This window comes from Erysipelatoclostridium sp. DFI.2.3, from assembly GCF_019132535.1.
In the GTDB taxonomy this organism is placed as follows: Bacteria; Bacillota_I; Bacilli_A; order Erysipelotrichales; family Erysipelotrichaceae; genus Clostridium_AQ; species Clostridium_AQ innocuum.
In genome coordinates, this window is the sequence record NZ_JAHOOJ010000037.1 from 1 (window position 1) to 24,614 (window position 24,614).

General features: G+C 44.2%; 27 protein-coding genes. 24 read left to right on the top strand and 3 right to left on the bottom strand.

What is annotated here, in order from left to right:
- The first annotated feature begins 368 nt into the window (after positions 1-368).
- From KSZ58_RS21460 to KSZ58_RS21520, 14 genes are all read left to right on the top strand, one after another.
- Positions 369-1,433 (top strand): hypothetical protein, encoded by a 1,065-nt coding sequence (locus KSZ58_RS21460; RefSeq protein ID WP_217752931.1) that lies wholly within the window; start codon positions 369-371, stop codon positions 1,431-1,433.
- A gap of 51 nt (positions 1,434-1,484) precedes the next feature.
- Entirely contained in the window at positions 1,485-3,068 is a 1,584-nt protein-coding gene (locus KSZ58_RS21465; RefSeq protein WP_008819406.1) for an InlB B-repeat-containing protein, read from the top strand.
- 2 nt (positions 3,069-3,070) lie between these two features.
- On the top strand, positions 3,071-3,448 hold the full coding sequence (locus KSZ58_RS21470; protein WP_008819405.1) for a hypothetical protein: 378 nt from the start codon (positions 3,071-3,073) through the stop codon (positions 3,446-3,448).
- Positions 3,449-3,536: 88 nt separating this feature from the next.
- Entirely contained in the window at positions 3,537-3,692 is a 156-nt protein-coding gene (locus tag KSZ58_RS21475) for a hypothetical protein (RefSeq protein ID WP_002608656.1), read from the top strand.
- Position 3,693: 1 nt separating this feature from the next.
- On the top strand, positions 3,694-4,719 hold the full coding sequence (locus KSZ58_RS21480; RefSeq protein ID WP_008819404.1) for an ATPase, T2SS/T4P/T4SS family: 1,026 nt from the start codon (positions 3,694-3,696) through the stop codon (positions 4,717-4,719).
- Complete coding sequence (locus tag KSZ58_RS21485) at positions 4,706-5,488, top strand: hypothetical protein (protein WP_008819403.1); 783 nt, start codon at positions 4,706-4,708, stop codon at positions 5,486-5,488. The genes KSZ58_RS21480 and KSZ58_RS21485 overlap by 14 nt, the downstream gene beginning before the upstream one ends.
- Positions 5,489-6,181: a hypothetical protein gene (locus KSZ58_RS21490; RefSeq protein WP_008819402.1), complete on the top strand. Its 693-nt coding sequence runs from the start codon at positions 5,489-5,491 to the stop codon at positions 6,179-6,181. It begins immediately after the preceding gene.
- A 114-nt stretch (positions 6,182-6,295) separates the two neighbouring features.
- The gene (locus tag KSZ58_RS23320) at positions 6,296-6,424 is read left to right on the top strand and encodes a hypothetical protein (RefSeq protein WP_269835552.1); all 129 of its coding nucleotides are present in this window, start codon (positions 6,296-6,298) and stop codon (positions 6,422-6,424) included.
- Complete coding sequence (locus tag KSZ58_RS21495) at positions 6,424-6,822, top strand: immunoglobulin-like domain-containing protein (protein WP_008819401.1); 399 nt, start codon at positions 6,424-6,426, stop codon at positions 6,820-6,822. The genes KSZ58_RS23320 and KSZ58_RS21495 overlap by 1 nt, the downstream gene beginning before the upstream one ends.
- Positions 6,823-6,831: 9 nt before the next feature.
- Complete coding sequence (locus tag KSZ58_RS21500) at positions 6,832-7,152, top strand: hypothetical protein (protein WP_008819400.1); 321 nt, start codon at positions 6,832-6,834, stop codon at positions 7,150-7,152.
- 76 nt (positions 7,153-7,228) lie between these two features.
- A complete protein-coding gene (locus KSZ58_RS21505; RefSeq protein WP_002608664.1) occupies positions 7,229-8,134 on the top strand; it encodes an ROK family protein in 906 nt (301 codons plus the stop codon).
- Positions 8,135-8,138: 4 nt separating this feature from the next.
- Positions 8,139-9,371: an aminopeptidase gene (locus KSZ58_RS21510; RefSeq protein WP_008819399.1), complete on the top strand. Its 1,233-nt coding sequence runs from the start codon at positions 8,139-8,141 to the stop codon at positions 9,369-9,371.
- 143 nt (positions 9,372-9,514) lie between these two features.
- Positions 9,515-10,066 carry a LemA family protein gene (locus KSZ58_RS21515; protein ID WP_008727570.1) on the top strand — a complete coding sequence of 184 codons (552 nt, stop codon included), beginning with the start codon at positions 9,515-9,517 and terminating at the stop codon, positions 10,064-10,066.
- A 165-nt stretch (positions 10,067-10,231) separates the two neighbouring features.
- Complete coding sequence (locus KSZ58_RS21520; RefSeq protein WP_217752932.1) at positions 10,232-12,136, top strand: DUF2207 domain-containing protein; 1,905 nt, start codon at positions 10,232-10,234, stop codon at positions 12,134-12,136.
- A 73-nt stretch (positions 12,137-12,209) separates the two neighbouring features.
- Here the strand turns inward: KSZ58_RS21520 and KSZ58_RS21525 are convergent, their stop codons facing one another.
- Positions 12,210-12,836 carry a recombinase family protein gene (locus KSZ58_RS21525; protein WP_008727571.1) on the bottom strand — a complete coding sequence of 209 codons (627 nt, stop codon included), beginning with the start codon at positions 12,834-12,836 and terminating at the stop codon, positions 12,210-12,212.
- Between the two features lie 454 nt (positions 12,837-13,290).
- Here KSZ58_RS21525 and KSZ58_RS21530 point away from each other — a divergent pair, with 454 nt between their 5' ends.
- The 8 genes from KSZ58_RS21530 (at position 13,291) to KSZ58_RS21560 (ending at position 21,590) form a co-directional block, all read left to right on the top strand.
- The gene (locus KSZ58_RS21530) at positions 13,291-13,815 is read left to right on the top strand and encodes a GNAT family N-acetyltransferase (RefSeq protein ID WP_217752933.1); all 525 of its coding nucleotides are present in this window, start codon (positions 13,291-13,293) and stop codon (positions 13,813-13,815) included.
- Positions 13,808-15,541, top strand: a complete 1,734-nt coding sequence (thrS, locus tag KSZ58_RS21535) for a threonine--tRNA ligase (RefSeq protein ID WP_021420322.1) — start codon at positions 13,808-13,810, stop codon at positions 15,539-15,541. Before KSZ58_RS21530 ends, thrS begins: the two co-directional genes overlap by 8 nt.
- Positions 15,541-16,476, top strand: coding sequence for a hypothetical protein (locus KSZ58_RS21540; RefSeq protein WP_217752934.1), 936 nt, complete (start codon positions 15,541-15,543; stop codon positions 16,474-16,476). Before thrS ends, KSZ58_RS21540 begins: the two co-directional genes overlap by 1 nt.
- A 364-nt stretch (positions 16,477-16,840) precedes the next feature.
- Positions 16,841-17,107, top strand: a complete 267-nt coding sequence (locus tag KSZ58_RS21545) for a molecular chaperone GroES (RefSeq protein WP_002608672.1) — start codon at positions 16,841-16,843, stop codon at positions 17,105-17,107.
- A gap of 22 nt (positions 17,108-17,129) precedes the next feature.
- Positions 17,130-18,749, top strand: a complete 1,620-nt coding sequence (gene groL, locus KSZ58_RS21550) for a chaperonin GroEL (protein WP_002608673.1) — start codon at positions 17,130-17,132, stop codon at positions 18,747-18,749.
- A gap of 253 nt (positions 18,750-19,002) precedes the next feature.
- Positions 19,003-19,983, top strand: a complete 981-nt coding sequence (locus tag KSZ58_RS23010; protein ID WP_009269323.1) for a hypothetical protein — start codon at positions 19,003-19,005, stop codon at positions 19,981-19,983.
- A gap of 39 nt (positions 19,984-20,022) precedes the next feature.
- The gene (locus tag KSZ58_RS23015) at positions 20,023-21,069 is read left to right on the top strand and encodes a hypothetical protein (protein ID WP_009269322.1); all 1,047 of its coding nucleotides are present in this window, start codon (positions 20,023-20,025) and stop codon (positions 21,067-21,069) included.
- On the top strand, positions 21,057-21,590 hold the full coding sequence (locus KSZ58_RS21560) for a hypothetical protein (RefSeq protein WP_009269321.1): 534 nt from the start codon (positions 21,057-21,059) through the stop codon (positions 21,588-21,590). The genes KSZ58_RS23015 and KSZ58_RS21560 overlap by 13 nt, the downstream gene beginning before the upstream one ends.
- Positions 21,591-21,660: 70 nt before the next feature.
- Here the strand turns inward: KSZ58_RS21560 and KSZ58_RS21565 are convergent, their stop codons facing one another.
- Both KSZ58_RS21565 and bcp read right to left on the bottom strand, forming a co-directional pair.
- A complete protein-coding gene (locus KSZ58_RS21565) occupies positions 21,661-21,825 on the bottom strand; it encodes a hypothetical protein (RefSeq protein ID WP_021420324.1) in 165 nt (54 codons plus the stop codon).
- A 145-nt stretch (positions 21,826-21,970) separates the two neighbouring features.
- Positions 21,971-22,435 carry a thioredoxin-dependent thiol peroxidase gene (gene bcp / locus KSZ58_RS21570; RefSeq protein ID WP_009269320.1) on the bottom strand — a complete coding sequence of 155 codons (465 nt, stop codon included), beginning with the start codon at positions 22,433-22,435 and terminating at the stop codon, positions 21,971-21,973.
- A gap of 102 nt (positions 22,436-22,537) precedes the next feature.
- Between bcp and KSZ58_RS21575 the strand changes: the two genes are divergently transcribed.
- Positions 22,538-23,416 (top strand): Cof-type HAD-IIB family hydrolase, encoded by an 879-nt coding sequence (locus KSZ58_RS21575; RefSeq protein ID WP_008819391.1) that lies wholly within the window; start codon positions 22,538-22,540, stop codon positions 23,414-23,416.
- Between the two features lie 50 nt (positions 23,417-23,466).
- Positions 23,467-24,489 (top strand): LacI family DNA-binding transcriptional regulator, encoded by a 1,023-nt coding sequence (locus KSZ58_RS21580; protein ID WP_009269319.1) that lies wholly within the window; start codon positions 23,467-23,469, stop codon positions 24,487-24,489.
- Positions 24,490-24,614: the final 125 nt, after the last annotated feature.

A 24,614-nucleotide genomic window follows, 5' to 3' on the forward strand; every position in this document is an offset into this window, starting at 1 on the left:
TATAGAAAAAGAAACAGATGAATGCCACCTGTTTCTTTTGGGATTTATCCCCCTAAAGTGTCCCTCAAAGTTCAGACCCCTAAATTGACCCCTAAAGTTTAGCCCCCCAAATATTTTGGATACCCGAAGAATACCGGGCATGAGTGATCATGCTCTTTTTTTGCGTTGCAGCTGCGTGTTTTTTGCCTGAAATTTGCGTGGGAACTGCACGGTGTTTCATGGTATTATACTAATGTAAAGAATTGAAGGAAACATGAGCCTGTCGTGTTTCTTTTTTTTGAAAGGAGGTTGTAAGAATAAAAGAGGTATTGCGTCTCATGAAATCTATAGTATAATGATTACGTGGGAATGAAATGGAGGAAGAAGATATGAAGAAGAGTTTTTTTTCAGCAGGCTTGCTGACGACACTGTTGCTTATGGGCTGTTCATCCACGCCGGTATTAAAAAGCGGGGAGATTGAAATACCTGTGCATAAGGAACTGGATTTGTCTGCGTCCTGCTTTTTTGATTCCGTTGACAAGGCAGATAAGGTGACGGTAAAAAGCGGGAATCTGGATATTCAAAAGCTGGGAACTTATTCAATCACCATTGCTTACGGAAATGAGGATTATAAGCTGAAGGTGAAGATTGTTGATAAAGAAAGGCCGATTCTGAAATGGAAAAAGAAGCGTTTGATTTTCAAGCTGGGTTCAAATCTTGATAAAGTGAATGATGCCATTCGCGATAATGCCGTTATCACGGATAACTATGATAAGAAGTTTCAATCGTTCGCTGGACTCAAGCGGATTCCAGAGTCTGATAAAGAAGTCGTTTTCGATGTGCAGGTTAAGGATAGCAGCGGCAATCTGTCAGAGAAAAACAGTCTGCTTGTGCAGTTTACAAGCGATGGTAAGGAGAAATCAGGGTTAAAGCAGGAGCATGCTTCCGCAGAGGTTTCCATCGATACGGGAAAAGCAGCAAAAAAGGATACAAAAAAGAAAGAGAAAAAGAAGGATAACAAAAAGAGTGAAAGGGCTTCAGAAAGTAAGGGTGCAGATAAAACAGATACAGAAACAAAAGTGCAGCAGCCTGAACAGAGCCATGCATCATCTTCTACATCAGGTAACCAGAGCAGTGATAAACCGAAGGATGCGAATCCAAAGCCGGATTCATCGCAAGCAACAAGCGGTAATGCTGCGGAGAAGGAGCCTGTGTATCCGCCGGAGGAAAAACTTCCTGTTATGACAGTTGATAATTTTCCATCTAATTTATTAGGCAACAGTGGACGTGTTTTTGCAACATATGATGAGGCATATGCATGGGCGAATGAACAGGTAAAGTTAGAAGGCAGTCCGTGGTATGGATATTATATGGAAATAGGACAACCATTTGATGGTAACTATGCTAATGCTGGTGATGGAACAACACCTTGGACTGTAGATTTCTTTAAATAATTAAAAAAGCTAGAATTCTAGCTTTTTTAATTTGAAAGGAGGGAACAAGAAATGAAGAAATCATTCCGTTTTTCAGTACTGTTATTTCTTTTTATATTTGTAATATTCCCTATGATAGAGCCGGTTTATGTAAGCGCAGGAGCATTAACCACACAGGCATTTAAGCCTTTGAGTAATAAGGAAAAGGTTGTAGGTTTTACAAAAATCGGATCATGGAATAATGGGAGTTTTTTTGAAACAATAACTCATGAATTAGTTGGCTTTGACGATGAGGCTATGACAATGAAATACCGGTTTCGATATTACATAACACATAAGGGAAGTGCTGGTTCCTATATTTATCAGAAAGTACCTGTCGGTGTTTTCCTCGATAATAAAAAGGTTGCAACCTTTTCCAGCTGGATTGATAAGCATATAGCAAACAAAACACAGCTGTGCGGAGAAAAAACAGTAACCATAAAATCAGGAACACATGTCGTTGAGCTTCGTGATATTAAGGACGGAGCATTAACCGTTGTGAATGTGACCAAATCCATCAATATTCCTCTGCCATCCTATTCGGTCAAATTTCTTGATGATGACGGTACGGTATTGAAGACACAAACAGTGGAGAGGTATAAGAGCGCATCAGCTCCAAAGGTATCCAATAAAACAGATAAGACGTTTACCGGATGGGATAAGCCCTTTCAAAATGTCCGTGAGGATTTGGTGATAACAGCCCAATATGCTACCAACACCTATACTGTGAATTTTTTGGATTGGGATGGGCGTGTGTTGAAAACACAAACGGTTTCACATGGCGGAAATGCATCTCCGCCGTCCTCGCCGACCAGAGAAGGGTATATTTTTCAGGGATGGAAGGGCGATTATACCAATGTTACGGGAAACAGAACCATTACTGCCTCCTATAAAATACGGACCTTCACTGTTACCTTTGATTCCAATGGAGGCTCTTTTGTTGCATCTCAGACCATCACTTATGGAGATAAAGCAGGTACGCCAGCTGATCCAGTAAAAAAGAATAATAAATTTATGGGCTGGTATACGGCTGCAGGTGTGAGGTACGACTTCCGGCAGCCTGTGAAGAACTCTATGACGCTGTATGCCTATTGGGATGAGGAACCGGTAATCACTGCACAGGATATCCATATCTTTGAGGACTTGTATACGGTGCAGGAATGGCAGCGGATACGCCTGGAACGGGCGAAGGCACAGGATAAGGAGGATGGTGATATCAGCGCACGGCTGACAGTTCTCAAAGATACGACGAATCTGAAAAAGCAGGGAACCTATGAGTTAACCTATGAAGTAAAAGACAGCGCAGGAAACCGTTCCGAAAAAAATATCAAGGTTATCGTTCTGGATAAACGTGCACAAGAGGATCGCTCCAGAAAATATATTCGCTCAATATCCGCCAGCCATATTCAGACACTGCATCCGGACAGCTATTGGAGAGCGACAACACAATTTCAAAGGCTGACACAGTCCCTGCAGAAAACCTCAGCGCAGGCAGAGTGCACCTGGCATCTCACGGCAGAGGATATTGCAAAAATCCGCAGTTTCAATGCAGCGCACGGGTATTCAACGCAGGAGAACAAGGCGTTTCTGGAAGAATTTTCATATCTTAGGAGGTGAGTATGAAATCCGTTATCAAATATAGTATTTTGATGATTTGCTTTTCTGTCTCTATTCTGCTTGTGATGGATATCAATTCCATATCACAGAGAAAAAGTGAGATGGAGGATGCCGCAGAAATCAGTATGCGAAACTCGCTAAAGGCGGTAGGAATCCATAAAATGTATGCAGTGGATGAATCCGGCATGGAGGCTGAGCTTTTGCGTGAATTTGCATCCAATATCAATTCGGATACGGATTACACCCTGCGAATTATGGATATCAGCAGGGATGGATTACTGGATGTAGAGCTGACCGCAGACTTTGTTCATATGAATGGAGTCAGAGATCAGCGCAGGCTGCGAAAAACTATGATTATTGAGGCATATGATCTCCCCTGATCATATACAGGTTATGTCTTCCTGTCAAAAAGCGTGCACATAGTAATGTGCTTTTTTTGTGGCAACCCCACGGAAAGGACAAATGAAAATGGAAAATGCACCTAAAATAGCTGTTCTTGTTGTACTGGCACTTGTTGTTGGAAGTATCTTTATCGCTACAAGCAAGGAATACTCAAAAAGTGTTTCTGATAAAACCGTAGAGCAGACAAATAACCTATTCAATTCGACCGGAGCAGGCAGCTAATATGGCATTTGATTTTGGAATTCTGCAGCCATTTGTAAATGATGCGATGATTACGGACATTGACAGTAACGGAAAAACAGTTTATACAACACATGTGCACAAAGGAAAAAGCAGAGCAGCACTTTTGGAGCCTGGCTATCTGGAGCAGCTGCTGAACAGACTCTGCAATTCCGGCGCAATCAATGACCAGTTTAATTATGAGCATCCGAAGCTGGATGGTGAGATAGATGGCTTGCGCATACATGCGACACATCAGTCCTTCTCCACATCCGGATTTACATTGAGCATAAGGAAAAATCCGATAGAGCTCGTGATTACGCCAAAGACGGCGAAAAAAACGAAATACTGCAGCTCTGCGGTATTTGATTTTCTGCGGGCCTGTGTAATTGCAAGGATGAGCGTGATTTTCGGAGGTGAGGTAGGAACCGGAAAAACACAGCTGATGAAAACAATGCTGAGTATGTGTGATGATCAGGCGAGTATCGTTCTGCTTAGTGACATTGATGAAATGCGCATGCTCGAATTGTATCCGCAGCGCAATATCCGACAGTATATCATAAATGATATCATGTCATATACTGCGGCAACCTCGTGTATTCTGCGTGACAATGCAGATTATGTCTGCTTTCAGGAAGTTCGTGATGAGGCTGTGGATGATCTTTTTCTGGTGCTGAGCAGTTCGGCAAGAGTAACGGCAACGCTGCATGTAAAGGATGCTCTGTTAATGCCGCAGCGCATGATACAGCTTTCTTCAAACAAGAATGATCATCATCTGCTTTCTACCATACACGACTATATTCAGGTATGCATCACCCCCTGCAGAGTCATGCGAAACGGAAGGCTGCGCCGTTATATCGGACAGATTGCCCTGTTTTGGAATGATGCAGACAGAGTACCGCAGAAATGTCTTCTCTATGAACAAAGAGAGGAACAGGCAATTCGATATGCGATGCCGGAGTATTTTAAAAAGTATTTTGCAAATCAGAATATTCAGCTGGATTGGAGGGAAGGAATTGAAAACCTATAGCTTTACAAAGAAGCCGCTGATAGAAACCTATGGCTGTGCTTATTCCAAAAGGGATCTTTTGCTGACCATCGGCGGTGCCTGTTTATGTGTGGGGGCAATCTGTTATATGCAAAGGCTGCAGCTGCTGTATACATGTGTGGTAATCGCAACGTTAATGCTGCTGCTACCGGCAGTGATCTCCTCTTATTTTATCTATCAGAGTGAGAAAAAACGCTTTGAGGAATACTGTCATTACTTTGAAGGAATGCGCATGTATTTCAAGGTATACGGAAAGTTAAATACAGCGCTGAAGGAAACCTGCAATTTGTTTGCGGATGATTCGCAAATGTCCGTGTGCATTCATCGTGCAGTTATGGAAATCGAAGACAGCGGAGAGTATGCCAAAGCACTTGGCTACATAGAGGAGTTCTACGAAAACACCTATTTGAAGCGACTGCACTCACTGCTCATAACCGGAGAGAAGCAGGGTGGGGATTCTGTCTATTACAATTTGGATTTGATTGATTACGATGGCTGGAAAAACAGCATGCTTATGTTTCAGAAAAAGAAAAAATCTGCCAAATATATGTTTTTCCTCATGACGGTACTTTCCTTTGCCATCAGTGTATACTCCGTACTTGCCTATCAGGATGCGCAGGTGCAGGAAGGCATTATTGAAAATGCGCAGTATCAGCTTTTTACATTTCTTGAGCTTGAGATACTGATGCTTTTGTTTCTGGTGGTTTATATGTCGCTGGTGAATAAGAAATGGCTGAGGAGGGATGAATAAATGAATCAGGTTATGCAATGGATGACACATGATACAACGCGATACGGCTATCTGCTTGAACATAAAGAGGAATGGCATTATTCGCTCATACGCTTTGCCTTCATGCTTTTTATGGGACTGATAGGGGTGCTGCTGGCGGTTATAAAACGCTCTTCGCCTCCTGTCTGTATAGTTTGTGCCGTAGGCTTTACCTATGGCGGCTATAAGCTGCCCTGGCTGTGGCTCAGGCTTCGACACAATCAGCGCTGCAGACAGATCAGTGATGCCATCATTCTTTGGGTTAACACGATATATGCATTGATTGGAGAAAACAATATTTATAATGCAATCTCACTCTCCTATGCTTCTGCACCGGAAATTCTCAAACCGGATCTGGAGTGCTTCATACAGCAGATTACGCTGGATCATTCCGATAAAGACGCTTATCTAAATTTTCTATCCATGTATGAAATCGATGGATTTCGGGATATCATGATGAAGCTGTATGAATATCGCAGTCTTTCGAAGGATAAATTGAAATATGAGATAGCAGCACTTACAAAAGCCCTTTCGAGGATTGAAAGGGATAAGCGCGAGCGACGTTATCGCAGCGAGCTCTTTACAGCCGATACGCTGACTATGATCATGATGAGTGTTCCCTGTATGTATATGTTTTTTGTATCTTTGATTTTATCCCAGCTGATCATGAGCTGATGGAACATGCGACAGAAACGGCTGTTGAGGTCGTAGTGATGCTGCTTTGTGCAAGTGCCATGCTTACGGTATTCTATTATCTGTTTACGTCCATGCCGCTGCTGGGAGTTTAGTATGGATACGACAGTAAAAGAAAGTGTGGAACTGATGGTAGAACTGATTTGTGCTTTTTCTGTTATGGCAATGCTGTCTCTTGCAACGTACACGGATGTCATCAGCAGACTGCTGGAGAGGCTGTTCTAATGGAAAATGCAGTCAGAATCAGCGTACCCGTCTGGGTTACGATTCTGATCATTACGGTCGTTTTTTCCGCATTCGGGGGATGGAGCCTGAGTGCAAAGACCTATATGGAACAGGAAAGTAAACAGATGGAGAATACGCAGCTGCACATCAATCAGATGCTGCTGGAGCATTCCTTTCCACAGATACTTGCACAGAATCAGCGCATACCGCAGGGCAGCAGCTATCAGATCAGGGAACATGTGAGGGCGATTGACCATATGGATGGTGATATCAGTGAAAAGCTGGAATTTTACGGGCAGGTAAACCCGATGAAAAAGGGAGTGTATACGGTTCGATGTGTCGTCCGTAATTCCCTGGGAATGAAGAGTGTGAAGCACATTCAGGTGCTGGTGGATTAAGGAGGTATTATGAAAATTAGTATCACAAGTGCATTATCAATGATATTTCTAACCTTTGTTTGTGTTTTGTTTATCAACGTGATGTCAGCACAGATGCAGATTGCCAAGCTCAATGATTTTCATTACGGAGTTGTTCATGAACTGGAAAGCAGTGATTTTTCGCCTGCAGTTATCGATCAGCTGACACATGCGGCAAATTACGATGTCCGTATTGAAAACAGGGGGGTGAAGGATGATTTGCGAATTTATCAGGTCATAACCTCCGGCAGTGTACGCATGCCGCTTTTTCATTACGAAAAAACATATGTGAAGGAGAGCAGTGCACGCTGATAAATTTGTTATATTTAAGGAAAAGCTCCTTCAGATATGATACAATATAGACAAGTCTTAAAGGAGGAGCTTTTTTATGAAAACGTATATTGGTGTTGATTTGGGCGGTACAAACGTCAGAGTGGCAAAAGTTGATGAAACAGGTGCCATCCTGCAAATTGTAAAGGAACCTACTGAAATCGGCAAAGGTGTGGAGCAGGTAGTTAGTAAAATCATATCCATGATCGAACGTATTGAAGGATATGAAGCAGTTGCCGGTATTGGCATGGGTGTGCCGGGTCCTGTAGACACGAAAAACGGCAAGATGATTCTGGCTACCAATCTGCCGGGATTTGAGGGGTATCCAATCGCCTCCAGAATTGAAGAGCATTTCCACGTACCGACATTCCTGGATAATGATGTGAATGTTGCCGGTATGGGGGAGGCACTGCAGGGGGCTGGAAAAGGAAAAGATATCGTTTACTATGTTACGATCTCCACGGGCATTGGCGGTGCTCTGGTTGTCAATCAGAAGGTGATCGCCGGAAGAAACGGACATGCCGGGGAAATTGCCAATCTGATTATTGACAGAAACCGTGAGAAGGTGAATTATCTGAATGTCGGAGCCGTAGAAAATGAAGCAAGCGGTACGGCGATTACCCGTAAGGGGAAAGCGGCGTTTGGTGAAGATGCTGTTCAGCATGCCGGTGATGTGTTTGATCTGGCGCGCAAGGGAAATGCCAAGGCATTGGAAATCTGTGATGCGGTGGCGTATGATCTGGCAGTGATGTTTTCCCAGATTGCGCACGTTGTGGATCCGGAGGTCTTTGTCGTTGGTGGCGGTGTTATGAAGGGCAAGGATGTATTCTTCGATAAGATGGAGAATTATTTCCGTAATATGATTCATAAGGGAATGCAGACTGTGGTATTTATGGAGGCTGAGCTGGATGAACCGGGGATTATTGGTGCAGCTATGCTGCCGATGGCATACGTAAAGGAGTAGGAAAATGGATGCACGTTTACAGAAATATGCAAAGCTTGCGGTGCGCAAGGGTGTTAACCTGCAAAAGGGACAGACGCTGATTATCAATACCTCCGTGGAAGCGCTGGAGATGACACGCGCCTGTGTGGAAGAAGCATATCAGGCAGGGGCAAAGGAGGTACTCGTTTTCTATAAGGATGATTACGTTTCCAAGCAGCATTATCAGTATCAGGACGAGGAAACCCTGTGTACGGTACGGCCCTGGCAGATCGACTGCAAGCTGGATTATATGAAAGAAGGAGCCTGCATTCTGCATATCATCAGTGATATTCCCGGCATTTTAAAGGATGCGGATGCTGAAAAAATCAGCAAGGCACGTCTGGCTATGGCGAAGGCTGGAAAAGAACTGCAGTCTTATACCATGATGAATAAAACACAGTGGTGCATCGTCGCGGCTCCGAATAGGGAATGGGCGAATCTGGTTTTCCCTGAATTCGAGGGCGAAGAGGCTGCTGTAGAGGAACTGTGGGATCGAATCCTCAGTGCTGTACATGTTGAGGCAGAGAATGATCCAATTCAGGAATGGATCGACCTGCAGGAAAATTTTGCACGCAGGGAGCAGATCTTAAATACGCATCGCTTCCAGAAGCTGCATTTTGAAAATGCAGGGGGTACGGATTTATGGGTAGAGCTTGTTAAAAATCACCTATGGGCCGGAGGAAGTGAAAAAACAGTAGCCGGTGTAGAGTTTAATCCAAACATGCCAACGGAGGAAATTTTTACGATGCCGAAGAAAACCGGGGTAAATGGCAAGGTGTACGCCACAAAGCCGCTGGATTATAACGGAACGCTGATTGAGGATTTCTGGTTTCTCTTTCAGGATGGAAAGGTTATTGATTTTGGCGCCGAGAAAGGATATGACACACTGTCCTCACTCGTTCATTTCGATGAGGGAAGCTGTTATCTAGGTGAGGTTGCTCTGGTGCCTTACGAATCTCCAATCAGTAAGAGCGGTATTCTGTTTCTGAATACGCTGTTTGATGAAAATGCCTCCTGTCACCTAGCATTGGGAGATGCGTATCCGATGAATGTTGCAGGTGGTGTCGATATGAGTGAGGAACAGCTGAAGGAAGCAGGGGCCAATCATTCCATGACCCACGTGGATTTCATGTTTGGCAGTCCGGATATGAAAATAACCGGAGTTTGTGAAGACGGGTGCGAGGTAGCCGTCTTTGAACAGGGAAATTTTGTATTCTAGACCGGGGGTTCCGGTCTTTTTTCTATCTGCGTTTTGTATAGCGAGGAAGAGGAGCTTTTATGGAAATACGCCGTGAGAAAAGAATTTCTGGTGAAGCTATGTCTTCTATGGTATAATCTAGCTAATAAAAGGAGGGAATATCTATGATAATGATTATTATTGCTGTTGTAGTCGTGCTCATTCTGCTATGGGTTATTTCAACCTATAATAAATTTGTAAAGCTGCAGAATAAAGTGGAAGAGGCGTTTTCTACGATGGATGTATACCTGAAAAAGCGCTATGATTTGATTCCGAATTTGGTGGAAACCATCAAGGGCTATACAAAGCATGAATCAGAGACACTGGAAAGGGTTATCAGTGCGCGAAATCTTGCTGTAAATGCGCAGTCATTGGATGAAAAAATCAAATCCGAGAAGAATTTTCAGTCTATGCTGGGGCCTTTGTATGCCATCAGTGAGCAGTATCCGAACCTAAAGGCGGATCAGCATTTTACACAGCTGCAGAACGAGCTGCAGAATATCGAATCTGAAATTGCAAATTCACGTAAATACTATAATGCAGTATGTGTGAAATTCAACAATCTTGTGGAAATGTTCCCAAGCAATCTGCTTGCCGGCATGTTCCATAAGACGAAGAAGCCGCTGTATGAAATCGAGGATGCTGCCCAGCGTGAAAACGTAAAGGTACAGTTTTAAAGGGATAGCACAGCTATTCCTTTTTATCCTTTGAAAAATAAGGCGGTATCCGGCTGCATAGTATGTGCAACAGCTGAAGGCTGATGCATAACTGTGAGCTGAAAAGCGGCATAAAGGCGCGCTTGGAAAAACATGCAACAACATGTTCTTATGAGGGAAACAACAATGAAAAAAATTAAACGATGGATTGCGGTCTGCTGTTTGCTGTTTGCGGCAACGCTTATACCGGTGGATGCGCAGGAGGCTTTCATTATTGATGATCTGCATGTGTCTATGGAGGTACATGAGGATGGTGGTATTGACATTACAGAAACCTATGTGCTGAATTTTACAGAAGCAAAGCATGGATTTTTTCGTAATATCCCAACCTCCTATGATATGGAGTGGTCTGTGGATGGAAAGCTGGAAAAGAAGAGCTATTATTTTCCGGTCAGTGAAGTAACCTGTAACCGAACCTGCTCTCTTGAGGGCAACGCTGATGCGGTGGTTGTTAAGCTCGGTGATCCGGATAAGACGGTATACGGGGAACAGAAGTATGAGATTTCTTATCATGTAAAGACGAAGGATCTGGATTTGAGTAACCATGCGCAGGCATTGTATTGGAATCTTGCATACGGCTTTGATACTCAGATTCGTCATTTGTCCTATGACATAAAAATGCCGAAGGATTTTGATGAAAATGCGGTGTTTACCTACAGCGGGGCTTTCGGGGAAACGACAACGAACCTCACACATGAGGTGGATCAGCTGCATATCAAGGGAGAAACCGGCAGGCTTCTTTTGTCCAATGAAAGTGCAACCATAAAGGTTAATCTGCCAAACGGATATTTTATCTATCCAAAACCGAAGGATTATTCCATACCGGTGAGTATAGCGTCTGGCATACTGCTGTTGGCGGCTCTTTCGCTGTTCTGGAAATACGGACGGGATGATGAGATCATCGCGACGGTTGAATTTAAAGCACCGGATGGTCTGGACAGTGCCGGTGTGGGTTATGTGATCGATAATACCGTAGAAAATAAGGATATTCTGTCTCTGATCATCGACTGGGCAAATCGCGGCTTCATAAAAATATATGATGAAAAGGACGGATTTCAGTTGGAGAAGCTAAAGGATATGACGAAAGAGAACAGTCATGCCTATGAACGTGCATTTTTTGATTCTATATTCCTTTACGAAACCATCGTCAGGGAAGAGGGAATGAAGAACGAAGAAGTGCGAAGAGGGCTTGCCAGTGCCAAAAGTATGCTGCGGAATTATTTTAACAAAGATCCAAAGAAACGCATATTTACGAATACCTCTGTGGTACTTCAAGTGATTATGATCCTATTGATTGGCCTTCCGGGCTTGCTGTTATCCTTCTTCAGTGCAAAGGCCAAGTATGAAATGAATTTATTTGCAATTCCCTATGTTATACCGTCCGTGCTACTGATGGTATCCTGTATCCCATGGATCATTATCATGCGTAAGCGTTATGTAATGAAGAAGCCGACTTTTGTGTTGGTTATGTGCCTTATGGTCTTTCTGAATGGAATTCTGATTGCCGTGAATGCTGTTTTGCAGCTGCTGGTAGGCGGCAGTATGTGGGCGGTACTGCTTCATGCCGTCATTACCATTTTACTGATTCTGATCATGATATTCATGGACAAGCGCAGTGAGCAGGGCACGCGCTGGCTGGGACAGATTCTCGGTCTGAAGGATTTTATCCTAACCTGTGAGAAGGACCGTCTGGAGCTTCTTGCAAAGGACGATCCCTATGCATTTTTCTCCATTCTTCCTTACGCATATGTTCTTGGTGTAAGTGATGTTTGGGTGAAAAAATTCGAAACAATTGCGGTGGCAGCACCAAACTGGTATCAGGGCTATGATTCCACAGGTGTTTTTACCACCATGCTGTGGTGGAATCATTTCCATTACTGCTTTCATGATATTTCAGCTGCAGCTACATACGTTCCGGCACCAAAAGGCGGAAGCGGCGGAGGTAGCTTTGTCGGTTTTGGCGGTGGAGGCTTCTCTGGAGGCGGTTTCTCCGGTGGCGGCTTTGGCGGCGGAGGCGGCGGAAGCTGGTAAGTCTATCATAAAAACAAGTCCTTGCGTTTTACGGACTTGTTTTCTTTTCCCTTTTCCTTGTTATGCAAAGCCGCTATCTTGATGTCTCGGAATTCAGCTTACCGTCCTCCAGCTCCTTGACCTTCTTATAGAAGGTTGAATATTTCAAACCGGAAATAGCGATTGCTTCCTTGCTTTGCAGCTCCCCCTGCTGCCATAAATACACAATCTCCTCGAAGTCCTCCGGTAATGCGATTTTTGGCCGGCCGAACCGCACACCACGCATTTTCGCTGCACGGATTCCCTCAGCCTGCCGCTGATGGATATTCACACGCTCATTTTCCGCAACAAAGCTGAGCAGCTGCAATACGATATCCCCAATCAGAGTGCCAATCAGATCTTTTTTCTGATCTGTGTCGAGAAGCGGCATATCCAGAATCTTGATATCCACTTTTTTGTCCTTGGTTATGTATTTCCATTCCTGCAGAATCTCATTGTAGTTTCTGCCAAGACGATCGATACTTTTTACGACAAGCAGATCCCCCTGTTTCAGTTTCTTATAGACAAGCTTATGATACGCAGGCCGATTGAAATCTTTACCACTCAGTTTATCCATGTAAATATACTTTTTGTCAATTCCCATGTCCAATAATTCCAGATATTGTCTAGCTTCATTTTGGTCCTGACTGGAAACTCGGACATAACCATAAGTTTTTCTCATGTACATACTCCTTTCCATGCATGTGAAAATTATACTAGACTTCAGTGGAAATTAAACTGTTAAAATTTACCAATTTGTAAGCGGAATACATAAAAGCTGTAAAATACGGAATATTTTGAAAATATGTTTACAAATTCTGAATACTATGGCGAATTTGTTTTTATGGGAGAAGTATTTGACATATCGTCTGGAATGGTGTATAAAATAGACAGGAGTTAAATACGAGGAAAAGGACATGGGGTCATTATTCTGATGCAGAGAGAAGGACGGCAGGTGAAAGTCCTTTGAAGGAATGCTGATCTTACTACCTTGGAGTAGCACCCGAAAGGGAAAGCCGCATGCCTGCGTTACGGGTTTGAGTGCATATGAGGAATCATATGAACAAAGGTGGTACCGCGTGTAAGACTGAACGTCCTTTGGATGCAGTCTTTTTTTTGTTGAAGGAGATGATGATATGCAGCTTGTACTGGCACAAGTTTCTGACGCTGAAGCCCTGCAGCGTTATGAGGATGTCTGTAAGGATGCAGAGGAAACAGATGTTTTGCCGTTTCGCCTTCAGTATGCGGATATGTCTGCTTTTCTGAAGGCACAGACAGATTGGCATATCGGTGCAAATCTGCCAGAGGGTGTTGTTTCCAGCAGTCTGTATGTTGTCAGGCAGCATGGTGAAGTCGTTGCCACGCTTGTATTGCGGCATGAGCTCAATGCATATCTGAGAAAGTTTATCGGGCACATCGGATACCGCGTGCATCCGGCATATCGCAGGCAGGGAATCGCCAAAGAGATGCTGAAGCAGGCAGTTGTACTTGCAAAACGGGAATATGGACTGCAAGCGGTAATGGTCAGTTGTCGCGATGATAATATCGCGTCGAAAAAAACGATTCTGCACGCTGGTGGATGCTGGGAACGAAGCTATCGCATACCGGAAACAAATGAATGCTACGATATATTCTGGATAGGAGGAAATGAATATGATTGATATTAAAGAGCATGAGGAATTAAGCAGGCTGAATCATTCCTGTGCACATATGATGGCACAGGCGGTAAAGCGCTTGTATCCACAGGCAAAATTCTGGGTAGGGCCGGTCATCAGTGAGGGCTTCTATTATGATATTGACCTGGGTGATGAAGTAATTAAGGAAGAGGATCTTGCGAAAATCGAAAAGGAAATGAAAAAGATTGCCAAGGACGGCAAGCGTATCGTACGAAAGGAGATTTCCAAGGAAGAGGCTTTGGAAATGTTCCAAGATGACCCCTACAAAATTGATCTGATCAGTGATCTGGAGGATGGTACAATCACCTGTTATCAGCAGGGGGAGTTCATTGACCTGTGTCGGGGACCGCATGTCGATACAGTTAAGCAGTTGAAAAATTTCAAGCTGCTGAAGCATTCCGGTGCCTACTGGAAGGGAGATGCCAGCAATAAGATGCTGCAGAGAATCTACGGTATCTGTTTCCCGACAGCTGAGGAGCTTGAGGATCATCTGCATCTGCTGGAGGAAGCGAAAAAGCGTGATCACAAAAAGCTGGGAAGAGAGCTTGGACTGTTCATGATGAGCGAATTCGCTCCAGGTATGCCATTTTTCCTGCCAAACGGAATGATTATCCGCAATCTGCTGGAAAACTTCTGGTATGAAGAGCACACAAAGGAAAACTATCAGTTTATCAAAACACCAATCATGATGAGCAAAGAGCTGTGGGAGGTGAGTGGTCACTGGGAAAATTATAAAGAGAACATGTATACGACCATGGTTGATGATCGTGAATTCGCAATCAAACCGATGAATTGCCCGGGTTCTTTGCTGGTGTTTAAGAACGGGCTGCATTCCTATAAGGATCTCCCATTGCGTATGGGAGAGCTCGGACAGGTGCACCGTCATGAGGCAAGCGGCGCATTAAACGGATTGTTCCGCGTCCGTACGTTTACACAGGATGATGCACATATCTTTATGCGTCCCGATCAGATTGAAAGCGAAGTTATGCAGCTGATTCAGTTCATCGATCGTGTATATTCGGTGTTCGGACTGAGCTATCGCATCGAGCTTTCTACACGTCCTGAAAAGAAATACATTGGAGATCTGGCGATTTGGGAGCAGAGTGAAAAAGCATTGGCAGATGCCTGCGTTCATGCAGGAAAGGATTATAAGGTGAATCCGGGAGACGGAGCATTCTATGGTCCGAAGCTGGATTTCCATATCAAGGATTCTCTGGGAAGAGAATGGCAGTGCGGTACCATTCAGCTGGACATGAATCTGCCGGAGCGATTTGATTTAACTTATGTTGAAAAAGACGGCTCCAAGGTACGTCCGGTCATGCTTCATCGCGTAATCTTCGGTTCCATTGAACGCTTTATCGGTATCCTGATTGAGCATTTCGCAGGACATTTCCCAGTATGGCTGGCACCGCAGCAGGTCAGTGTGGTTCCGGTTCATCATGAGAAGCATCTGGGATATGCAAATGAGGTACATGAGAAATTATGTGCACTTGGCTTTCGCAGTAAGCTGGATGCAAGAAACGAAAAGCTGGGATACCGTATTCGTGAAGCGCAGCTTTCCAAAATTCCGTACCAGCTTGTAATCGGTGACGGTGAAATTGAAAACCGAAGTGTTACACTGCGCCGTGCACAAAGCAGGGAATCTATAACGATGTCACTGGATGACTTCATTGCTATGATGGAGAAAGCAGTGAAGGAGAAAAAACTGTAATGAAGCTGCTTAAGGGGGCGCTTGCAGCAATACTGGCTGTTTCGATGACAGCCTGTAGCACCCAGAGCAGCAAGCAGGAAGAAAAGGAATCTAAGAAAGAGGAGCCTATCAAAATTCTGGCGCCTATGGGAGCACCGTCTCTGTCCGTGCTTGGGCTTTACGGTAATCAGAACGTAACCATCGATACCGTTGACGGAACGGATGTATTGCGTGCACAGCTTGCGAAAAAGGATGGTGAGTATGATGCGATCATAGCTCCGATCAACCTGGGAGCAACGCTGCTTTCCAAGGATAAGAGTGCGTATCTTCTGGACTCTGTCGTCACATGGGGCAATCTGTATATTATCGGAAGTGATGAAGCGGATTTGAGTAAAGAGGGAATGTTTGCGGCCTTCGGTGAAAAGGCGGTTCCGCAGAAGGTATTGGAAAGCAGTATGGATATATCGTCGTTTACTCCTGAAATCCGTTATTTCAATTCTGCAAATGAAGTGCAGGCACAGCTGCTGAGTAAAAAGGCTGCTGTTGGTCTTCTGGCAGAGCCTGCTGCTACTGCAACCATTGCAAAGGCGAAGGAAAAAGGAATTGAACTCAAGGTTTTGAAGGATCTGCAGAAGGAATATAAGGCAGCAAATAACATGGAGCAAAGCGGATATCCGCAGGCTGCATTGTTTATTAAGAAGGGTAGCGAGGAGAAGGTTGCCGCTTACAGAAAGGAAGCGGAGGCATTTGTGAAAAAGGCGGATGACACCTCAATTGCCGGGGCTGTTGAAACAGCGACAGTGGAAAAGCTGGGAATTCCAAGTGTTCAGATTGCACAGAAAACATGGAAGCGTCAGAATATCCGGTTTGAAAAGGCAACAGATGTGCAAAAGGATATTGCATTGTTTCTGAAGCAGTTTGCCATTACGTTAAAGGACTCTGCCTATACAATATAATTGTTTGATTGCTTCCTTCATTCCGTAAGACAACATCCGACACCACATGCTATGCGTGATTGAGTGCTGTAACTTATAAAGAGCAAAGAATTGAAGATAAATCAAATAAAAAGGATCCGTTCTGAGCAACGGGTTCTTTTTGCATATGCTGCAGTGCTTCTGCATAGAATACTGCGTAACCAGCCCTTACAGGGACCATACAGATGTTACCTGAAATCTAAGAAAACTAAGCCTTCGGAATTCGCAATAAAAATTTTCTCATCTTTTTTTAGCAATCCTCTTGCCAAAGTGCTAATTTTGAGTATAATAGTATGTGTTAGCAGTTGAGAACTGCGAGTGCTAAAAGACAAGGAGGTATTTTTATATGTTGAAACCATTACACGATAACGTCATTTTGAAGAAAGAAAAGGCAGAGAAGGAAACGACGACAGCGAGCGGAATTATCCTGACTGACAATGCAAAGAATGTACCAAGCTACGCAACGGTGGTAGCAATCGGACCTGACAGCAAGGCTGATATCAAAGAGAATGACAAGGTGGTATATAAAGAGTACTCTGGTACAAATGTAAAGCTGGATGAAGAAGAATACATTATTATAGAAGCAGAAGATATCTTAGCAGTATTAGCATAAAACATAACAGGAGGTAAGGAACATGGCAAAAGAAGTACGTTTTTCAAAAGATGCAAGAACAGCAATGCTGAATGGTGTGAATGTACTGGCAGATGCAGTACGTGTAACACTTGGACCAAAGGGACGTAATGTCGTTTTGGAGAAAGAATACGGATCACCGCTGATTACCAATGACGGTGTCAGCATCGCAAAGGAAATCGAGCTGGAAGACAAGTTTGAAAACATGGGTGCCAAGCTGGTATATGAGGTTGCGAACAAAACCAATGATACTGCCGGTGATGGTACAACCACTGCTACTATTCTGGCACAGAGCATGATCAGCAACGGTCTTCGTCAGGTGGAAAAGGGTGCAAATCCTGTCCTGATGAGAGAGGGAATTGAATACGCAAGCAAGGAAGCAGCAAAGCATATTCTGGAAAAATCCCGCAAGGTGGAAACGAGTAATGATATTGCAAGCGTAGCAGCAATTTCCAGTGGAAGCAAGGAAGTTGGTAAGATCATTGCCGAGTCTATGGAAAAGGTTGGACGCAACGGTGTAATTTCCGTTGATGAATCCAATGGATTTGATACAGAGCTGGAAATCAGTGAAGGTATGCAGTATGACAAGGGCTATGTATCTCCATATATGGTAAGCGATCATGAAAAAATGCAGGCTGAGCTGGAAAATGCATATGTGCTGATCACTGACCAGAAAATCAATAATGTACAGGAAATCCTGCCTGTTCTGGAGCAGGTTGTACAGACAAACAAGCCGCTGCTGCTGATTGCAGATGATATTGAAAATGAAGTTACTTCCACATTGGTTGTTAACAAGCTGCGTGGTACCTTTAATGTAGTAGCTACCAAGGCACCTGGCTTCGGTGATAACCAGAAGGAAATTCTGAAGGATATCGCAATTCTGACAGGCGCAAACTTCTATTCCAAGGATTTAAGCATGGATCTGAAGGAGATGAAGCTGGAAGATTTGGGAACTGTTAAGAAGGTAGTTGTAACAAAAGACAATACGACGATGATTGGTGGTAACGGCTCTAAAGATGCTATTGACGCACGTGTAAAAGAAATCAGTGCACAGATGGAAAATTGCAAGAGTGATTACGACAAGAAGCGTTATGCAGAGCGTCTTGGTAAGCTGAGCAATGGTGTTGCTATCATCAAGGTTGGAGCAACTACAGAAAGCGAGCTGAAAGAAAAGAAGCTGCGTATCGAGGATGCTTTGAATGCAACACGTGCTGCGGTTGCGGAAGGTATCGTAATCGGTGGCGGTGCTGCTCTGGTTGAAGCTTATATCGCATTAAAGGATGAACTGAAATCCGATGTTGTGGATGTTCAGAAGGGTATCAAGGTTGTCATGGATGCACTGCTGGCACCAATTGCACAGATTGCAGAGAATGCAGGATACAATGCGGAAGAGATTGTTGAACAGCAGAAAACTGCAAAAGAAAACATCGGTTTCGATGCGAAGAATGGAAACTGGGTGGATATGTTCAAGGAAGGCATCATAGACCCTACAAAAGTAACAAGAAGTGCACTTCTCAACTCTGCAAGTATTTCCGCTCTGTTCCTGACGACAGAAGCTGGTGTTGCAGCAATTAAGGAAAAAGAGGCACCGGTACCTCCAATGCCTGCCGGACCAATGTACTAAGAACAAGCTATGGTGATATAAAACTGCTGTACGGACGCATATCCGCAGCAGTTTTTTTATGTTAAGCACACAGGGTTAGCTGTACAGTATCCATACGTCGTCTTTCGTTAGGCGGTGTATAATTGTAATTGCTTATATCAGATATTCGTAAAAGTAACCGTATGCTGTCTTTTCTTTAGAAAATCTTTTGTTTTTTTTACCAGGTTCCTTAAATTTCGTTATTTATAATACCAATAGGGGAAAAGGAGGCTTTATGGAACAAGAAAAAAAAGAACGAAGGCAGCATGGGTTTCATCCGCTGCAGGATATCGGACAGCTGTTTCTATCTCTGTATAACAGTATGAAAAAGGGTTTGCGCGGTGTAGGTGTGCTCGCTTCTTTGCTGAAGCAGAGTGTATGTGAGCGAATAGAGGATTGTCAGCTGCGTCAGAAGAATCAGAAAAGCAGAAAACAGATATTGCGCATGGAGGATGAACAGAGTCAGCAGATAAGGGATATTTTATTTCCCAGAAATGCAAGAACCGGTCAGCATGCAACAACGATTATACTGTTTGCGACCTTTGCTCTGCAGCTGATATCGCTGACAACAACCTATCGCGGCGCTCGCTATTATCTGCTCGATCTTAATCCGCTGGCACCGTTTTTGTTTGCGCTGGTTGTTCAGGTTTTGTTGTTTTACTTCAGTAAACAGGCCGGTCAGCATGCACATATGAAGCCGACACGCTATATGATATTTCTTATGATTGTCTGTATTTCCGTACTTACATCCTATGTCGGAATCATCAATAATACAATATCGCCACTGAATGATTATAAAAATCAGTATAAGGAATATCAGAGCAGCTTTGCAGCAGCCAAGGATGAGCTGCGCACGCTGTATGGGGATTACGTGTCCTATGAGAGAGCGTTGAATTCTTTGCAGAATCAGGCAAACCAGCTGATACAGATCACCGACAGTGCTATCGCATCTATTCAGAAAAAATCCGGTACGCTTCAGAACATCCAGCCTTCCACCTCGGTAACCACATCACAGCAGAGTGATGGAGGAAGCAGTGTTACACAGACTACGGATCAAAAGGAGCTGACCAGGGCTCTGGAGAAGATTGCAGATAATGAGGAGAAGGCTGAAAAGCTGAAAGCAGCTATCAAGCAGCTGCAGAACGCAAGCAGTTCTGCGAGTATGAAGCATATGAAAAAAGAGCTGGATGAGCTGTCTGCTGAAACCCGTCAGTAGCCTTCGCAAAAGGCATATACCGAATTTCAGAATCTGACGATGTCCTACAATCATTTACTGGATACACTGAACGCCTTTTTGAAGGAAGCTGATGCGGAAGGCATGAAGGATTTGAAAACGCTGAATATAAGTCTGGATCAGGTTATTCAAATGGTGGGGCAGTACCGTAAATTTCAAAAGCTTACCCTTACGGATATTCAAAAGCTGCAGCAGAAACATAACATTCTGGGCTCTGACCAGCAGGCAAAGGGATCCACGGTTTCCAGTCTGCTGAGTGCCTTTCTGCCATTCCGCAATATGCATCAGGAGGAATATCAGAAATTCCGTATCGATCTGGAGCTTCAGATATCCGATAGCTATTATGCATTAAAAGAGCATGCTAAGGTATTGCAGGCCTTGGATAAAGAAGCGGTGAACAGGATTATGAAAACACTTGATGAAAGCTATCAGAAGCATCATTCCTTCACAGATATAACGGTAATTGCATTTTCGCGCTTTACACAATCGCAGGCGGCGCGCAATACAGCGCTGATCTGCTTTCTGATCGCATCGCTGGTTGATGTCATATCGGCTATTCTGCCGTTTTTCTGGATCAATCGTTACAACTCAGCACTGCATGGCAGAAAAAAACACGGCGGGGATCCGGAAGAAGAATTGCTGGAACAGCTGTATTATGCTGCGGCTTCACAGCTTCCGGTACAGCACAAGGACATTCGAATCTATGTATGTGAGGTTCTCTCCTATCTGAACACCTATATACAGCTTTATCAGGAGGTACCCTTTGCGAAGGAGGATGGTTACGTGATGATGGCTGCGCGACAAAGTGTTGAACAGCCCGGGTATCATGCAATCAATGCTGTCCTGCTAACTCTGCATCAGTTAAACACCATATCCATACAGGATCTGCATCAGATGAAAATACAGTATTACAACTTTCATGAGGATGTGGGGCTTTTACAGGAGGATTATGTATACATCATGAGCAGCGACCTGCTACTGTGGCTGCAGCAGCATCTTCTTGCGGTACTGCATCAGCAGAGGCTGTTATCGGAAATGAAGGGAGGGATGATGGAATGCAAGCATTGAATGTTGCCGCAATCCTTCTGACAGGCAGTGCCTGCAGCGTCTTACTACTGCAAGCCAGACATCGCCTTCTCATTTGCCGTATCCCTGCACTGGTGATCTTTCTTCTGCTGGATTTACCGCTTTACGGCATTCTGCTCTATCTGCACGCAGACACTGCTGAGGCATTGCTTCGCAGGGCTGTTTTGGGCGGTGGCTTCGCTATCGGATGCATCGTAATTGCCCTGCTCTTTCTAAGAAGAAAAAAAGTGCTGCTTTCTTACGGTGGTGAGCTTGTTTCCGTGACCGCGTCACTTCAGCTGTTCACCTTGCTGTATACAGGAGCAGCTCTGCTTTACCTGCATATCGTGCAGGCAAGCGGACTGACAAGAGAAATCTGCATGATGATTATGGAGCACCTTCTTTTGTTCTCCATGGTTTCGTGTTTTCTCTGTCTTCTTGAACAGTGGTTTCAGGCAAATGCATGCAGTGAAGCACTGCGACAGCTGCATAAAAGCCGATTGCGGATACGGCAGAAAAAATAAGAGCGAGGCTGTCAAAAAGGGAACCTTTTTACTGCAGGGTGTTTGCGAACAGGGGCTTCAAATTCTATGGTTAAATACGATCTATTGCATTATGCCATGAGTAAGAATCCCGAAAGGATATCCGCAGTCTCTTTCGTGCAAGGTCGAAAGCAGTTGACAGTATCCGGTTAAAAGCAGGCGAATACAGAATCGCCTGCTTATTCTCTCTGATCAGCATGGGATCCATACAGCTCATGAAAATAGCTGAACCTCATCAGCGAAAAGCACAGAAAAAAGAGATTTCCGAGCTTGTGATTGGAAATCTCCTCGCTTCATGACCTAAGGAATACGCAGCACACAGCTGCTTTTTTCTGTGTTCAAAGAAGCGTGTACAATAATGTCTATCTGATATCCTTTACATACTGCAGAATATCGGCAGCGTTATTGGCGGGACTGGCCTTCTCAAAGGTTTTGATGATAACTCCCTCCTCATCGATGACATACGTGGAACGTGTTACTCCCATATAGGTCTTCCCGTACAGTTTTTTCTCCTTCCAGACATCGTAGGCCTGAATAACGCTCAGTTCTGTATCCGATAACAGAAGGAAGGGAAGCTCATACTTCTCTTTGAATTTTATATGGGAAGCACTGGAATCCTTGCTGATTCCGATTACGACGATATCCTCCCGTTTAAACTCCTCGTAGGCTGCCTTGAATGCACATGCCTGTTTGGTGCATCCCGGTGTATTATCCTTTGGATAAAAATACAAAACGACCTTCTTTCCCCTGAAGTCATGTAAAGCAACCGGATTGCCATGTTCATCCGGTAATGTAAAATCAATGGCCTTGCTGCCAGTTTCCAGCATATCGATCAACTCCTGTCTTTTCTTTATTCTAGCACGATTTTCATTGTGAAGAAAGTCGAATGCATGGTAAAATAAATAGGTATGTGAAAGTGAGGGTATTATATGATAAAACTTGTGGCATGTGATCTGGACGGCACGCTGCTGGATGAAAACCATCAGCTGTCACAGCGCAATATTCAGGCGATACAAAGACTTCATAAGGCAGGTATCAACTTTATGGTGGCGACAGGACGAAATTATCAAAGTGTTGCGCCCATGTTCAAAAAAGAAGGAATTCACTGTGACTGTCTGCTGCTGAACGGTGCCTTGATTACGGATGCGTATGGAAAACGGCTGTCTCATACACCCTTGACGCCGGGAATCGCTGAGGCAGCATTGCGAATTCTGGAGGAAAGCACGCTGCCCTACCATATGTACACCGATGAAGGAATTGTGAGCAGTACACCGAAACAGGGCAGAGCAATGTTTATCCGGCATATGCGCAAGCAGGGGATGCGGGATAAAGAAATTCATGAGCTCATGGAAACATCCTCCTTTGGAAGGTATGACAGAGAAATCGATGATCCCTTTCAATATCTGATGGAGGAGCCGATTATTTATAAGCTGGAAGCCTTTGGGGATGATGCACAGCAGCTGCAATCAGTGCGGATGCAGCTTTCCGGCATGAAACAGACATCGGTAACGAATTCTGTGGCCGATAATATAGAAATAACAGCAAGCGATGCGCAAAAGGGTCTGGCTTTGAAAAAGCTCTGCGCAAAACAGGGGCTGCATCCGGATGAGGTGATGGTATTCGGTGACAGTCTGAATGATCTGTCCATGATGCGGGAATTTCGTTACAGCTTTGCAATGGCAAATGCCGAAGATATCATAAAGGAAGCCGCCGGCTATCAGACATTGAGCAATGCAGCGCATGGGGTGGCCCACGTGCTGGAACAGCTTCTGGAGGCTGCTACTGAAAAAAGGGTTTCCAATTTATAGAAAATAAGGTAAAATAAAGCTATATGACTCATGGAAAGGATGTTCGAAGTATGAAAAAAGCTACCATTGCGGACGTTGCTGAACTTGCCGGTGTTTCCAAAGCAACCGTATCCCGCTATCTCAAACAGGAAAATGTACGGGAGGAAATAGCAGAGAAGATACGTGCTGCCATTGAAGAGACCGGTTATGTTGCCAGAGGAAGTAAAACAGATAAAGCAAATGACAAAACGGCGGAGACAAAGAGTGAAAAAGGGAAGCACACAGGCAGGGTAAAACAGAAAAATTACCGGCTCGGCGTGCTGGTTAAGGATATTGCGCTGCCCCGCACAAGAAATATAATTCATGCATTGAAGGATGTGCTGAAGGAGCAGGGTATCACATTCTCAATCTGTGTGACCGATGGAATGGAGGAGCTGGAGGAAAAATATCTTACCTCCTATATTGTACAAAATGTGAACGGTATCATCATCGAAGGCTGTTCCAGTGCGGAGTTTATTCAGAAGCAGATGCGTACGACCTCGATTCCGGTTCTGTTCCTGAACGAGGATAAAGAACAGCTGAACTGCTGTTGTTTGCATGAGGTACAGGCCGGAGAGGTGCTGGGAGCCTATATGCTGAAAAAGCAGCAGCTGGTTGTCCGTTATCTCGGGGTTGATCAGATGCTCGCGGATCAGCGGCTGCAGGGAATCCGAAACTGCTATCATGAAAAACGGCAGCCCATCGATCTCAAGGTGATTCTCTGTACTGGCAGCTATGCGGATATCTATGAGAAAATAAAAGAAATCTTTACGGAGAAAATTGATCTTCTTTTACTGGAACGTGATGAGATGGCGATTCCCCTAACCAAATTCGCAAGGGAATATCATATCGCGATTCCGCAGAATGCATCGGTAATCAGCTTTGGCGGACATGAGATTTGCCGCGTGATGTCACCTGCTCTTCATGCACTCGCATATGATTATACAGCATATGCCAGGGATATCGCAGCGCATATGAATGCATTGATTGAAAAAACTGCTGTTAAGGAACAGACGGCTGCCTTCTCGATTTTTGAAGGAGAAAGCGTACGTTAGGGGCTGTGACAGATAAGTCACAGCCCAGACATAAAAAATACACCCAATTCTATAGAGAAGAAGGTGTATTTTTTGGTATAATTTATGTATGACAAGTACTCAAATTAACCAAGGAAATTATACCG

What these genes read in the sequence shown, in the direction of transcription:
- bcp (WP_009269320.1), bottom strand. Translation starts at nt 22,435, where the DNA reads ATGCTGGAAACTGGCAGCAAGGCCATTGATTTTACATTACCGGATGAA.
- KSZ58_RS21565 (WP_021420324.1), bottom strand. Translation starts at nt 21,825, where the DNA reads ATGAGCTGTATGGATCCCATGCTGATCAGAGAGAATAAGCAGGCGATT.
- KSZ58_RS21575 (WP_008819391.1), top strand. Translation starts at nt 22,538, where the DNA reads ATGATAAAACTTGTGGCATGTGATCTGGACGGCACGCTGCTGGATGAA.
- KSZ58_RS21580 (WP_009269319.1), top strand. Translation starts at nt 23,467, where the DNA reads ATGAAAAAAGCTACCATTGCGGACGTTGCTGAACTTGCCGGTGTTTCC.
- KSZ58_RS21540 (WP_217752934.1), top strand. Translation starts at nt 15,541, where the DNA reads ATGAAGCTGCTTAAGGGGGCGCTTGCAGCAATACTGGCTGTTTCGATG.
- KSZ58_RS21505 (WP_002608664.1), top strand. Translation starts at nt 7,229, where the DNA reads ATGAAAACGTATATTGGTGTTGATTTGGGCGGTACAAACGTCAGAGTG.
- KSZ58_RS21525 (WP_008727571.1), bottom strand. Translation starts at nt 12,836, where the DNA reads ATGAGAAAAACTTATGGTTATGTCCGAGTTTCCAGTCAGGACCAAAAT.
- KSZ58_RS23320 (WP_269835552.1), top strand. Translation starts at nt 6,296, where the DNA reads ATGGATACGACAGTAAAAGAAAGTGTGGAACTGATGGTAGAACTGATT.
- KSZ58_RS21500 (WP_008819400.1), top strand. Translation starts at nt 6,832, where the DNA reads ATGAAAATTAGTATCACAAGTGCATTATCAATGATATTTCTAACCTTT.
- KSZ58_RS21545 (WP_002608672.1), top strand. Translation starts at nt 16,841, where the DNA reads ATGTTGAAACCATTACACGATAACGTCATTTTGAAGAAAGAAAAGGCA.
- KSZ58_RS21510 (WP_008819399.1), top strand. Translation starts at nt 8,139, where the DNA reads ATGGATGCACGTTTACAGAAATATGCAAAGCTTGCGGTGCGCAAGGGT.
- groL (WP_002608673.1), top strand. Translation starts at nt 17,130, where the DNA reads ATGGCAAAAGAAGTACGTTTTTCAAAAGATGCAAGAACAGCAATGCTG.
- KSZ58_RS23010 (WP_009269323.1), top strand. Translation starts at nt 19,003, where the DNA reads ATGGAACAAGAAAAAAAAGAACGAAGGCAGCATGGGTTTCATCCGCTG.
- KSZ58_RS21465 (WP_008819406.1), top strand. Translation starts at nt 1,485, where the DNA reads ATGAAGAAATCATTCCGTTTTTCAGTACTGTTATTTCTTTTTATATTT.
- KSZ58_RS21460 (WP_217752931.1), top strand. Translation starts at nt 369, where the DNA reads ATGAAGAAGAGTTTTTTTTCAGCAGGCTTGCTGACGACACTGTTGCTT.
- KSZ58_RS21470 (WP_008819405.1), top strand. Translation starts at nt 3,071, where the DNA reads ATGAAATCCGTTATCAAATATAGTATTTTGATGATTTGCTTTTCTGTC.
- KSZ58_RS21520 (WP_217752932.1), top strand. Translation starts at nt 10,232, where the DNA reads ATGAAAAAAATTAAACGATGGATTGCGGTCTGCTGTTTGCTGTTTGCG.
- KSZ58_RS21480 (WP_008819404.1), top strand. Translation starts at nt 3,694, where the DNA reads ATGGCATTTGATTTTGGAATTCTGCAGCCATTTGTAAATGATGCGATG.
- KSZ58_RS21490 (WP_008819402.1), top strand. Translation starts at nt 5,489, where the DNA reads ATGAATCAGGTTATGCAATGGATGACACATGATACAACGCGATACGGC.
- KSZ58_RS21530 (WP_217752933.1), top strand. Translation starts at nt 13,291, where the DNA reads ATGCAGCTTGTACTGGCACAAGTTTCTGACGCTGAAGCCCTGCAGCGT.
- KSZ58_RS21495 (WP_008819401.1), top strand. Translation starts at nt 6,424, where the DNA reads ATGGAAAATGCAGTCAGAATCAGCGTACCCGTCTGGGTTACGATTCTG.
- KSZ58_RS21560 (WP_009269321.1), top strand. Translation starts at nt 21,057, where the DNA reads ATGCAAGCATTGAATGTTGCCGCAATCCTTCTGACAGGCAGTGCCTGC.
- KSZ58_RS21475 (WP_002608656.1), top strand. Translation starts at nt 3,537, where the DNA reads ATGGAAAATGCACCTAAAATAGCTGTTCTTGTTGTACTGGCACTTGTT.
- KSZ58_RS23015 (WP_009269322.1), top strand. Translation starts at nt 20,023, where the DNA reads ATGTCCTACAATCATTTACTGGATACACTGAACGCCTTTTTGAAGGAA.
- thrS (WP_021420322.1), top strand. Translation starts at nt 13,808, where the DNA reads ATGATTGATATTAAAGAGCATGAGGAATTAAGCAGGCTGAATCATTCC.
- KSZ58_RS21515 (WP_008727570.1), top strand. Translation starts at nt 9,515, where the DNA reads ATGATAATGATTATTATTGCTGTTGTAGTCGTGCTCATTCTGCTATGG.